The organism is Methanosarcina sp. DH1, assembly GCF_020804205.1.
GTDB lineage: Archaea > Halobacteriota > Methanosarcinia > Methanosarcinales > Methanosarcinaceae > Methanosarcina > Methanosarcina vacuolata.
In genome coordinates, this window is the sequence record NZ_WJBJ01000034.1 from 44,749 (window position 1) to 56,987 (window position 12,239).

Annotated in this window: 12 protein-coding genes and 1 pseudogene; 8 read left to right on the top strand and 5 right to left on the bottom strand. The window is 40.3% G+C overall.

Annotation, left to right across the window (positions count from 1 at the left end; translation table 11 throughout):
- Positions 1 to 72: 72 nt before the first annotated feature.
- On the bottom strand, positions 73 to 1,281 hold the full coding sequence (locus FXW07_RS18040; RefSeq protein ID WP_229396966.1) for a C39 family peptidase: 1,209 nt from the start codon (positions 1,279 to 1,281) through the stop codon (positions 73 to 75).
- Between the two features lie 697 nt (positions 1,282 to 1,978).
- Complete coding sequence (locus FXW07_RS18045; protein WP_229396969.1) at positions 1,979 to 2,797, bottom strand: Dna2/Cas4 domain-containing protein; 819 nt, start codon at positions 2,795 to 2,797, stop codon at positions 1,979 to 1,981.
- A gap of 139 nt (positions 2,798 to 2,936) precedes the next feature.
- Here FXW07_RS18045 and FXW07_RS18050 point away from each other — a divergent pair, with 139 nt between their 5' ends.
- The 7 genes from FXW07_RS18050 to FXW07_RS18080 all read left to right on the top strand — a co-directional run bounded on the left by FXW07_RS18050 (position 2,937) and on the right by FXW07_RS18080 (position 8,781).
- The gene (locus tag FXW07_RS18050; protein ID WP_229396971.1) at positions 2,937 to 3,677 is read left to right on the top strand and encodes a helix-turn-helix domain-containing protein; all 741 of its coding nucleotides are present in this window, start codon (positions 2,937 to 2,939) and stop codon (positions 3,675 to 3,677) included.
- Between the two features lie 46 nt (positions 3,678 to 3,723).
- Positions 3,724 to 4,773 carry a hydroxymethylglutaryl-CoA synthase gene (locus FXW07_RS18055; RefSeq protein ID WP_229396973.1) on the top strand — a complete coding sequence of 350 codons (1,050 nt, stop codon included), beginning with the start codon at positions 3,724 to 3,726 and terminating at the stop codon, positions 4,771 to 4,773.
- 16 nt (positions 4,774 to 4,789) lie between these two features.
- On the top strand, positions 4,790 to 5,962 hold the full coding sequence (locus FXW07_RS18060) for a thiolase domain-containing protein (protein ID WP_229396975.1): 1,173 nt from the start codon (positions 4,790 to 4,792) through the stop codon (positions 5,960 to 5,962).
- 6 nt (positions 5,963 to 5,968) lie between these two features.
- Positions 5,969 to 6,367 carry a Zn-ribbon domain-containing OB-fold protein gene (locus tag FXW07_RS18065; protein ID WP_229396977.1) on the top strand — a complete coding sequence of 133 codons (399 nt, stop codon included), beginning with the start codon at positions 5,969 to 5,971 and terminating at the stop codon, positions 6,365 to 6,367.
- 282 nt (positions 6,368 to 6,649) lie between these two features.
- The gene (locus tag FXW07_RS18070) at positions 6,650 to 7,219 is read left to right on the top strand and encodes a hypothetical protein (protein WP_229396979.1); all 570 of its coding nucleotides are present in this window, start codon (positions 6,650 to 6,652) and stop codon (positions 7,217 to 7,219) included.
- A 230-nt stretch (positions 7,220 to 7,449) separates the two neighbouring features.
- The gene (gene cyaB / locus FXW07_RS18075; RefSeq protein ID WP_229396981.1) at positions 7,450 to 7,983 is read left to right on the top strand and encodes a class IV adenylate cyclase; all 534 of its coding nucleotides are present in this window, start codon (positions 7,450 to 7,452) and stop codon (positions 7,981 to 7,983) included.
- Between the two features lie 186 nt (positions 7,984 to 8,169).
- Positions 8,170 to 8,781: an orotate phosphoribosyltransferase-like protein gene (locus tag FXW07_RS18080; protein WP_229396983.1), complete on the top strand. Its 612-nt coding sequence runs from the start codon at positions 8,170 to 8,172 to the stop codon at positions 8,779 to 8,781.
- 112 nt (positions 8,782 to 8,893) lie between these two features.
- Here the strand turns inward: FXW07_RS18080 and FXW07_RS18085 are convergent, their stop codons facing one another.
- From FXW07_RS18085 to FXW07_RS18095, 3 genes are read right to left on the bottom strand one after another with little or no spacing between them, the layout of a single operon-like run.
- Positions 8,894 to 9,577 (bottom strand): hypothetical protein, encoded by a 684-nt coding sequence (locus tag FXW07_RS18085; protein ID WP_229396985.1) that lies wholly within the window; start codon positions 9,575 to 9,577, stop codon positions 8,894 to 8,896.
- Between the two features lie 54 nt (positions 9,578 to 9,631).
- The gene (locus FXW07_RS18090) at positions 9,632 to 10,351 is read right to left on the bottom strand and encodes a hypothetical protein (protein ID WP_229396986.1); all 720 of its coding nucleotides are present in this window, start codon (positions 10,349 to 10,351) and stop codon (positions 9,632 to 9,634) included.
- 54 nt (positions 10,352 to 10,405) lie between these two features.
- Positions 10,406 to 11,086: a hypothetical protein gene (locus FXW07_RS18095; protein WP_229396988.1), complete on the bottom strand. Its 681-nt coding sequence runs from the start codon at positions 11,084 to 11,086 to the stop codon at positions 10,406 to 10,408.
- 392 nt (positions 11,087 to 11,478) lie between these two features.
- On the opposite strand from FXW07_RS18095, the pseudogene FXW07_RS18100 reads away from it, so the two are divergent.
- Positions 11,479 to 12,239, top strand: a pseudogene (locus FXW07_RS18100) (ISNCY family transposase); the annotation flags it as partial.

The window sequence follows — 12,239 nt, forward strand, 5'->3', positions numbered from 1 at the left end:
ATAGATAGCTATATACAAAGTGTACATATGCAACCGTTGAAACCAGGAGTACATCCAACTCTTTAAAGGATTTTAACGTATATAGATGCGTTTTCTTTCTGTACCGTTTCCGATCTTTTCAATCTTTGGTGTACCACGTGACCCAACAGGCAATGGATCATTAATATACATATAATAATACCCATTCTGAATCAGGTATCCCTGGCAAACCCGATAATGATTTGAAGTCATACTGAAAAAAGGTCTTCTTTTGTTAATCTCTGTAACAGCGCCAGAACTAGTACAACTACTAGTTAAAGTTCCTGTTTTTCCCCATTTAATATTAGCCCATTTTATAATTTCAGAAGGATTGAGCCCAGCCGGATCATCGTTAGAATCGAAGAAATAGTTATAGATTGATGTTTGTTTAGGAGTTGGTCTTCCATAGTATAAAGAAATCATTTGAATAGATGCTTCACCACAATAAATATCGCATTCTTGTCCACGACAAAGAACACCAAGTTTTATACTTGTTGAAGTCGTGGTTGCTGCATCGGCACTGAGTTTCTTCATATTTTCTTCAGTGACTGCCGCATTAATATTAACTCCCTTATTAGCTGCTGCTTGTTCTATAGATTTTGTGAGTTGATCACTTTCCTGCCACTCTTTTAAATTTTCTTCAACTCCATTCTCCAATTTCATTTCATACATTGACCAAACCCCAGGCTCGGTTTCAGTTACAGGTTTATCTTCTATCTTTTCAAGAGTATATGCGTCTACAAATATCCGATGTTCAAATCCAGTGGTCTTGTCTTTTACAACGGTCATCGCCCCTATATTCGGATAGTTGTATACAACCAAACTGGTTGATTTGATTTCTCCAGTGGGATAATTTTTCTTGGCGATATCTTTTGACTTTTTTATAGCTTCAGCCGTTTTATAGGGTTCAGGCTCAAATGCAATGTCATTGAATGAATTTCCTAGCTTTTTATTGGCATAAATATCAATTGTACCTATCAATTTTTTTTCTTTATAGACTGAAAATTGATAAAATAATTTCTGACCATTTATGTCATAAAGCTCAATTGGTTTGGGATCAATAGATGCCCCTGTCCAACCTTCAAAGTTTGGTGCTTTGGCTGCTATAAAACTTATCATATTCGCATTAGCATGCTTAAAGGCGTCTTCAGCGGTTACAGAGTAATTATCCTCATTCTGTGCACTTACGGCTGGTATCAATGTAATACCAACCAGCAATATTACTAAAATTAGCGCTACTATTCCAAATTGTTTCTTAATCATTCATTTAACTCCTGGTTACTTTTTCCTAGGAAGCAGAATCAGGCAAACTTGATATATACGCAAAGCTAACATGACCATTGCCTCTTAGGACATGTTTTATGGAGTCAGGGTTATCTGGGAAGTACTTTAGAACTCTATAAAATTCTATTTATTATTCCTTTATATATTTTAGTATCAAGTTATCAAACAATCTGATACGGTGTAATATTTAGGATTATTTTTTTCAGAATTAGTACTTAATAGGTCGAATTATTTGATGGTTGGACTAAAAAATTTATATGCTTATACTGAATCCAAGCGTAGTTTTAAACTTAAAAAGTGAGAAATGGTGTTTTTAAGAAAAGTATGAACTGTCCTGGCATATTCAAAAAAATCATCACAACTAATTATACTAATTATAGGACAGCATGTTTCGTATTTCATCTCTTTATAGTCCCTTTGAGGACCACCTTCTATTACCCTGGTAGTTTACTTTATTCTGACTTTTGCCTTTCGTGTTTTTTCATTGTGTTGTAATCTTTTCCCATATTTTTTAGTGTGTTGTAATCTTTTTCCATCATTTTCATTGTGCTATAATCTTTTTCATTGTGACATACTCTTTTTCAGTATGGTGTACTCTTTTCCATCATTTTCATTATGTTGTGATCTTTTTCCATGTTTTGCATTGTGGTATAATCGTTTTCCATTCACTTCTAATTCAGAAAAATTTCGACATAAGGGAAGACTCTGAAATGCAGTGTTCTGAGAAACTGCATTCCTTACAGAATTTCTCTTCCTTTCTCTCAGGCATAATTCCGGCTTTAATTTTTTCCACTTCCCGGCAGATTTTAAGAACTTCCCGCCTATCCGTGCTTCGAACAGCCACCCTTCGGAGAAGGCCGAAACTTACATATTCCACAAAGGCAAAAGGGACCTCTTTTCCATTTTCGGCTTCAAGAAGCATGACAAAAGCTGCGGCATGTATCCGATCAGAAGCCCATACTCCCTGTTGAGGGCAGCTTCCTGGCTTTAAGATTGACGGAACCTGCACACCTTCAAAGCAAACGAGTTTTGATGGAACACCTTTGAGGTTGAGTCTTTCTGAGGACAGAAATGGCTCGGTTTTAACAGGCGTGAGTGCCGCAAGCATAGGCTCTTTCCCAAATTCTTCAAATGCTGCCCGCAGGTTGGCTGCAATTTCGGGAAGTTTAGCTCTTGCCCGCGCTTCTCCCTCCTCAAAAATCTCTTTTGTAACACCTGAGAGTTCTCGCGGAAACAGGAGTGGAAGATCTGTACATACCTTTGCCAGAGAAAGTTCAAGCTCCTCATAAAGGTTATCGGCGTTTAACGAACACTCTTTCATAATTTCGGGATAATTTAGGGAGAGTTCTTTCAGGATTATTCTCTCGAGCCTGGAGGCAGTAACTTCCGAAAACAATTCAAAACCTCGATTGACAAAGTATACCCTCCTCGGGCAGTTGATATATAGAAGAAGGTCTGAGACGTTTATCTCCTGATTGGACGAATCGACTGGCATCATATACTAATTCGTTTACAAACATTATAAATTTTCTCAAGAACGCGTGCCGCACATTGATTTAGAAGTTCTGCGACAATTGCCGAATTCATATTCGTTAGATATATAAGGTAATGTTTCCTCTTAGAGTACGTAAGTCATGACATCCAATGAATCCTCAGAAAATCTGCGCAACCGTCTGGCGGAAAAAATGGCTGGAGATATCACTCTTTCGGAAAAACCGGGAGAGTCACTCAAAAAATGGAGATCAAATTTTGAGATATCCCAGACCGACATTGCAAGTTATCTTAAGGTTTCCCCCTCCGTTATCAGTGATTATGAAAGTGGTAGACGAAAGTCCCCAGGAACACTAATTGTAAAAAAAATTGTTGAGTGCCTCCTTGAAATTGACATGGACAGGGGTAGCAAAAAAATTCACGCTTACGAGTCAATACTTAATGCCGAAAGCGGTACGAAATCCATTTACTCAACATATGAGTATACGATCCCGATACAGCTTGCTAAACTGGTCAACCTTATTGAAGGAGATATTATCTACAAAGGAGTTGAAAGGCCTCTTTACGGTTTCTCTGTCATTGACAGCCAGAGAGCAATCCTGGAACTTTCTTCCCATGAGTTTCAGAAGCTCTATGGCTGGAGTACCGACAGGGCCATGATCTTTACGAAGGTCAGCACCGGAAAATCCCCAATGGTAGCAATCAGGGTTACCAACCTTAAGCCCGGTGCCGTGGTACTTCACGGCCTTCGAAAAGAAGAGGTCGAACCTGTTGTAATCAAAATGGCAGAAGTCGACCGCATCCCCCTGGTCGCAACTACTATGGATCTTGACCAGATTGTCCAGTTACTGAGAAAATACAGTCAATACTATGCCAGGGAATAAACCCTGAATTCTGATGCCCTGAAACACTCAAAAACAGGTGGAAATAATGACTATTGGAATCGTATCTTACGGTGCTTATGTTCCCCGATACCGTATCAAAGTAGAAGAAATCGCCCGGGTATGGGGTGATAATGCAGATGCTCTTAAAAGTGGCCTTATGGTATATGAAAAATCCGTGCCTGATATCGATGAAGACGCAGCAACTATAGCTGTGGAAGCGGCAAGATACGCGATGGCAAGAAGCGGGGTTGATCCAGAGAGGATTGGGGCGGTATATACAGGCTCGGAGAGTCATCCCTATGCTGTAAAGCCAACAAGCACAATTGTCGCCCAGGCTATAGGAGCAACCCCAAATATGACCGCAGCAGACTTTGAGTTTGCATGTAAAGCAGGGACAGCCGCAGTTCAGGCCTGTATGGGACTGGTAAGTTCAGGGATGATCGACCTGGGAATGGCTATAGGAGCCGATGTTTCTCAGGGTGCTCCTGGTGATGCTCTTGAGTATACTGCGGCTGCAGGGGGAGTTGCCTGCCTCATTGGAAGAAACGAATCAGAGATTGCCGCAATCATTGAAGACACTTATTCCTTTACAACTGACACCCCTGACTTCTGGAGAAGAGAAGGGATGCCCTACCCTGAGCACGGAGGCCGTTTTACAGGAGAGCCAGGCTACTTCAAGCATGTGACTAACGGCGCAAAAGGTCTTCTGGAAAAACTCGGGACAAAGCCTACAGATTATGATTATGCGGTTTTCCACCAGCCAAATGGAAAATTCCCTACCAAAGCTGCAAAAACCCTGGGTTTCACCAGGGACCAGATAGCTCCAGGGCTTGTAGTTCCAAAAATTGGGAACACGTATTCAGGTTCCTGTCTTATGGGAATTGCTGCGACTCTTGATCAGGCAAAACCAGGGGACAGGATTTTTGCGACTGCCTTTGGGTCAGGTGCAGGGTCTGATGCTTTTAGTATAACGGTTACAGACAGGATTGAGGAAATCCGAAACAAGGCTCCGATGGTTTCCGAACTGATTAAAAATCCTATATATATTGACTATGCAAGATACGCCAAACATAAGGGTAAAATCCGCCGGTCATGAAAACGGAGTGAAGAATATGAGAGACGTAGCAATTATCGGAGTAAAGAATACCAAGTTTGGAGAACTCTGGGGAAAGTCCCTTAGAGATATAGTGGTAGAAGCCGGGGCCGGAGCACTCGCAGATGCAGGCGTTGGCGGAAAAGAAATCAACGCTCTCTACGTAGGAAACATGAGCGGAGGGCGATTTATTGATCAGGAACATATAGGTGCTCTTATAGCGGACTATTCGGGACTTTCCAAAAACCTGCATGTCCCGGCTACGCGAGTTGAAGCTGCCTGTGCATCAGGCGGGCTTGCCCTGCGGCAGGCCATCATGGCTGTAGCTTCCGGTTATAATGATATTGTGATTGCAGCAGGAGCCGAAAAAATGACTGATGTAGGGTCTGAGGAAGCGTCTTCAGCTCTTGCAGCAGCGGCTGATCGGGAGTGGGAAGGGATGGCAGGAGCAACTTTTCCCGGGATCTATGCAATGATTGCAAGATTGCATATGCACAGGTATGGGACTACCAGCGAACAGCTTGCCGAGGTTGCCGTAAAGAACCATAAAAACGGCTCTTTAAATCCCATTGCTCAGTATAAAAACAAAATCACTGTGGACGACGTGTTGAAATCTATAATGGTAGCCGATCCTTTACACATTTTTGACTGTTCCCCAATAACGGACGGCGCTTCAGCTCTCGTGCTTGCCCCAGCGGATATTGCGCACAAGTACACGGATACTCCTATTTATATCAAGGCAACCGCTCAGGCAAGTGATACAATTGCGCTTCACGACCGGCGGGATATCACAACCCTCGACGCAACCGTGGTGGCTGCAAAGCGGGCCTATTCCATGGCAAAGCTGAGGCCTGAAGACATCGACCTTGTAGAAGTGCATGACTGCTTCACCATTGCTGAGATTTGCGCAATTGAAGACCTGGGGTTTGTGGAAAAAGGAAAAGGCGGAATTGCCACAGCAAACGGGGAAACTGCAATAGGAGGCAGGATTCCTGTCAATACGTCCGGTGGTCTCAAAGCCTGCGGGCATCCTGTGGGAGCAACCGGCATAAAGCAGGCTGTAGAAATCGTAACCCAGCTTCGCGGAGAAGCAGGCAAGCGTCAGGTCGAAGGCGCAGAGTATGGCATGACCCATAACGTAGGAGGGTCAGGAGCAACAGCTGTAGTACATATTTTCTCGAGGGAGAGGTGAGATCCGATGTCTTCCGTTCCAAGATTCTGGAGAAGTCTCGGCAGCAGGTATAACCTTGAAGGTACCCGCTGTAAAGAATGTGGGGAACATTTCTATCCCCCGCGTAATTTTTGCGTAAACTGCAGGCGTGTAGGCCATATTGAGCCTTACAGGTTCAAAGGCACTGGCGAAATAATATCATATACTGTAATCCATACAGCTGCAGAAGGTTTTGAAGACCAGGCTCCTTATACCCTTGCGATAATTCAGCTTGATGAAGGCCCCCGCCTGACCTCGCAGGTAATTGGCGATCCTGAAAAAATTCACATTGGAATGAGGGTAAGATCCGTATTCCGCAAGCTTGGAGAGGACGGTGAAGGTGGCATGATCTACTACGGCACCAAGTTCGTCCCCGAAGATGCATGAAAGATCCGGATTTTCCGGATTCCATTTTTTAACATTTATTTCCGGATTTTATTTTCAGCGTTTGTTTCCGGATTCCATTTTTAGCGTTTATTTCCGGATTCTATTTTTTAACATTTATTTCCGGATTCCATTTTTAGCGTTTATTTCCGGATTCTATTTTTTAACATTTATTTCCGGATTCCATTTTTAGCATTTGTTTCCTGATTCTATTTTTAGCGCTTATGTTGAAAAACGTAAGCACTATATTTTCTCATCTCATATTTACTCCTGCAGGGCGATTTGATGAGGATAAAGATTGCGATGGCATTGATGTCTGTTGTCTTTATGTTTGTAGTTGGAATTCTATCCAATGGATTTTACTTGCTGCCTGGTACCGATGAAGATGTCCTTTTAGAATTAATGAGCACTATCTCTCTTTTTGGTTCTGTACTTTTCTTATTAGAAGCAAGAAAAGTACTACCCAGATGGCATATGGCAGTCCCGTTTTGTGTTTCACTGTTTTTACTGGTTATCGTAAGTTTTTGGAAAGTTAGTGGTACAGAATTTCTTAGTGACTACAAGTACCTCGTAACACCCCTCGTAATAACACTTCTGGCGTTACTGTCCCCATTCTCATTACTGGTCTTCTTATCTTTGCATAGACATCCATACTCGATGAAAGCATATCTTGCAGTTTCATCCATAGCAAGTGTTATTTCTATATTTTCTCTTTTCTTTGCAGTCTGGGAACTTTCATCAAGGCATTCACACGAGGCATCTTTTAGTGATGGTCTCATAGCAATTTATTTACTTTATTGGTTAATTGTGATGCCGATTACAGGGTTGAGTTTTTTGCATCGTGCAATAAAGTAAAGGAATACCAGGGTTATGCCAAGTCGATCGGGATGGACAATTTCATGAGTTCTATTCTTCCGTGCTTTCAGTGGTTTTCAAAAAATTCATTTTGGACATAATTTGGAATCGATGCACTAGACTTGATAGAACCGCCTCAAACAAATACTATATATCGTTTTAGTGCAAGTGTTTTAGCCAGCAAATATTTACCAATTTTAACCGGATTTAACTGGAGATTCCTGAAAACTATGATTGAAATCGAGGTCAAGGTCAGAGCAGACCATTCAAAAGTTCGCTCCATCCTTAAGAACATAGGAGCAACAAAAATTGGGATTGAAAACCAGTCTGACGTTTATTTTGCAGCTCCTCACAGGGATTTTGCAAAAACCGATGAGGCACTAAGGATTCGTTCCCTGGATGGTCAGGCTGTGCTGACCTACAAAGGCCCCAAACTCGATGGCATTTCCAAAACCCGAGAAGAATTCGAAACTCCTGTAGACGAAGCCACCACAACACAAATACTGCATGCCCTTGGCTTCTCGGAAGCCGGAGTAGTCCGAAAAAAAAGGGAAGTTTTCAGCGCAGGAGAAATTACTGTCTGCCTCGATGCCGTCGAAGGGCTCGGGGAATTTCTTGAAGTCGAAATTGTGGCTGAAAGCGAAAAAGAACTCGAAACTTCAAGGGCAAAATTATTTGAATTGCTCAAACAGTTTGGCGCAGGGGAAAAAGATTCTATTCGGACTTCTTATCTTGAGATGGTACTGGAGAAAAATAACGGTTAATACACCTGGTAGATGTATGTACCAATCTTTCAAAGTTTTTCATACTACTCTTTTTACAGGTAGTTTCTTGTAAAAGAGTGAATCTTAAGCTGAAGAAATTGATATAACGCTTGATATTATAATATTATCTTAATTTGGAAACCCCGGAAATATAGCCGGATAAAAATTTCAGGTGGGCATGGAGGCATGAAGGATATAGAAGATTTAATACAGAAAGCTGTGGAACTGCAAAGTAACGGACTTGTAACCGGCCAGATCGCCGAGGAACTCAATGTTTCAAGGGAAACTGTTACCTGGCTTTTAACCCGTTCAAAAAAAGAGGAAATAACTCCCGCTCCAAAAGATATTTCTGTAGACTGGAACAGTATCGGGAAAAGTGCTAAACGTCTTTATAACATCTCGCTTGCACTCTGCGACATTGTGCTTGAGACCCTGGAAAAAATAAATGCTGAAGTAGATGTAGTTGTCGGCGTTGCAGCCAATGGTATTCCTCTGGCAAGCATGATGGCATATGAACTGGGTGCAGATTTGGCTATTTATCACCGCAAAGGGCAGGAAACCGTTAGCACAGGACACAAAGGGACCATAAGCAGGAATTTTGGATCAGTTGCCGGTAAAAACTGCGTTATCGTAGATGATGTTATTACCACCGGTTCAACCAGTATGGAAGTGATTGAGCAGCTCAGGGAAATGGATGCAAAACCAAAACTTGTAGTTGTACTGGTCGACAAAAAAGGTGTAGATACAATCTATAATGTCCCGATTAAGTCTCTTGTAAGAGTTGTACGTTTGGACTGAATTGGTAAAAACTCATACAGACTAAATAAGAGCGTGTTTTAAAATTAAGTCAGTGATTTTGGGACACGCTCTTTTTATGAAGTTTGCATAAACTCGCCTTACGCTATTTTTATTAGTTTCTTATTATATATATGACTGCCCCCAACATTACTGCAATCACACTGACAGAGCTCATGAAAGGAATAGTGTTTGATTTCTGAGTCTGATTGGAACTTTCTTCCTGCTCGCCTGTTGTTCCCGTATTCTCTGTCATTCCGGTTTCATTTGTATTATTTTCTGTTTGATTTTCTTCTTGCTCTACATATTCGGCATTTTCGATTTGTTTTATCTCATCTGTTTTGTTCTCGATTTGGTTTTCTTCCAACCACTTGCCCTGAGCTTTTAGCTCCTCGATTACTATATCTCTGTCTGTAGCCGGATGCTTTCCCAAAAAACCGAGAGACATATAAAAAACTCCTTTATCGGGCCTTTGGTCCTTTAACATAAGGAGCACGGATTCGTTTTTAGTAAACTCTGCCTCGTCTTCAGTAGAGGCATTGGCCCCGATATTAGTCCTTACTATTATGGTCTTTGTTGGTAGAGGATTATAGAGCCATTCTTTAACTGTAATTGTGTTATTCGTGTAATAGTCAGCTACATCAATCTGACTTACTGTGCCAATAACAATACGGTCAGAGTTGTTTATCTGGTACGGAATTTCGGAAGCTTCTGGAGTAAATAAGGCTGCTGCAAGGTTTGGAGCTAAAAGAAGCAGTATAAATGTAAAGAGTATCAGAAAAAAACTTAGGCGTTTCATCAAAATTCTCCTGCTTTTTATTTTCAGCCCATACAAAATAGCGAAGAACCGTTGTTAGTTCTTCCTTTTTAAGTATACAATTGCACCAAGCATTACGGCAATCGCACTGACAGAGCTCATGAAAGGAGTAGTATTTGGTTTCTGGGTCTGATTGGAACTTTTTTCCTGCTTGCCTATTGTTCCTGTATTCTCTGTAATTCCTGTTTCATTTGTCTTATTTTCATATGTCTTATTTTCATTTGTCTTATTTTCGGTTTGATTTTCTTCTTGCTTCTCTACTGTTCCAATATTCTCTATCACTTCGGTCTCGTTTGTTTTATTTCCTATTTGGTTTTCTTCCGGCCACTTTCCTTGAGCTTTCAGTTCCTCGATTACCGCATCTCTGTCTGTAGTCGGGCGTTTCCCTGGAAAACCAAAAGTCACTTTGAAAAGTTGTTTATCTATATCTACATCTTTTAGCATTATAAGTACGGATTCGTTCTTAGTAAACTCAGCTTCATCTTCAGTCCAATAACTGCTTCCAGTTTCAATTCTCACTTTTATAGTCTTTTCAGGAAGGGGATTATAGAGCCACTCATTAACTGCAATTGTGATAATAGTGTATCTGCCGTAATCAATGATCTTACTCACCGTGCCAATCACTATGCGGTCAGAGTTATTTATCTGATATGGAATTTCAGCAGTTTCAGCTGTCAGTGCGGCTGCTGCGAGATTTGGAACCAGAAGAAGCAGCATAAGCGTAAAGAGTATCAGAAACAAACTTGGGCGTTTCATCAAAATCCTCCTGTTCTTTATATTCAGCCTACGCAAAATAACAAGAAGCTGTTGTTAGTTTTTCCTTTTGACGTATATGATTGCACCAAGCATTACTGCAAACACGCAGACAGGACTCATGAAAAGAATAGCGTTTGGTTTCTGGGTCTGATTGGAACTTTCTTCCTGCTCGCTGGGTGTTCCTGCGTCCTCTGCTGTTTTGGTATCATTTACGTTGTCAACATTTTGATCTTCCTGTTCATCCTCTGTTTTTGTATTTTCTACCGCTTCGGTTTCGCTTGCCTTATTTTCTGTTTTATTTTCCTCTTGCCATTTACCCTGAGCTTCCAACTCCTCGATTACTGCGTCCCTGTCTGAAACAGGATATTTTAGTCCCAAAGGTACTCTAAAAAGTAGTTCATCGAGATTTCCGTCATTTAACATCAAAAGGGCAGATTCGTTCTGGGCAAACTCGACTTCATCTTCCACAGCTAGATTAGTCCCTATTTTGCTTTGTATTTTTATGGTATCTGTGGGAATAGGATTATAGAGCCATTCTTTAACTTTAACGGTATAAATTGTGTAGCTGCTATATGTGTCAATCTTGCTGACTGTACCAATAATTATTCGGTCAGAGTTGTTTACTTGATAAGGGATTTTTGCAGCTTCTGCATCAATCAGTGCTACTGCGATATTTGGAACCAGAAGAAGCAGTATAAGCGTAAAAACCATAGGGAACAAATTTAGGTGTTTCATTAAAATTCTCCTGTTCTTCATTTCAATTTTCTAAAGAGTAGGGCATCGAAATTTCGGGCTGGATTTTTCATGATTTATTGTAATAACTGTCTCTTTTCCAATTATTAAGGCAGACTCGTCTAACTCCCCTAAGAGTTAAAAATAAATAATGAAAGTAAGAGGATTTATCTAGATAACTTGCGTTATATCTATTAAATTGGGCTAACTATATAAAAATGTTTTTCATATCGGTAAAAAAATTTTTGTTAAGGATTACATGCTTGATGCTTGAGCAAAAAAATAATGGATTATCCGTAACGACTCAGTCCCAAAATCTAGTGATAAAAGTAAGTGTAACATCACTACACAAAATTATAATTCTATAATTATGTAATGATGTTACGGCAAAAACAATGGTAACTATAAACCTTACTCTTAATAACTTTTCGGAGCTCCCTGCTCTCTTAGACGTTTTTGGTTGTTTTGGAAACGATTATGAATATACCACACGAGGAATTTTTCGTAGAAAAATTCCTCCAGTCTGTTCAATTTGTAGTACTCCAATGGTTCATAATGGCTATAATCCTCATACTAAAGAAGGTCTTGGAGAAATCAACATTGGTCGATATAAATGCTCAAATTGTGGTAATACACACGAAGAAGATCATAGTTTTTGGGAAGATCTGAAGACTTTACTTTTTAATTCATTCAATGATTTCTTCCAGTTACTCAGATACCATAACGTTTCATACGATGGAATTTCTGATATAATGGACTTCATCTATCCRAGATCAAAAAGCACTATTTTAAGAGCATTCTACGAAGAAATGGAACAGAAAACTGTTCCATTTTCAGAAAATATACATATGGTGCACTATGACGAACAACATCCAAAAGAAGGAAGATGTCAGAAATACCGTTTAACTTTACTGGATGCAAAAACTCAAAGAACGATAGCAGATGAACTTTTTGAAGATAAGAGTTCAGAAACCATCAAGGGATTTTTACAGAAAAATCTGGATGCATCAGAGCCTGTGTTTATCGTTACGGACTTTGATAAGAGATACCCTGATATATTAAAGGAAATTTTTGGGGATAAGTTAGTCCATCAATATTGTTTAATGCACTTAAACAAGCTTATTGTTAGTGATTTCCCAAAAAATACAACAATTGA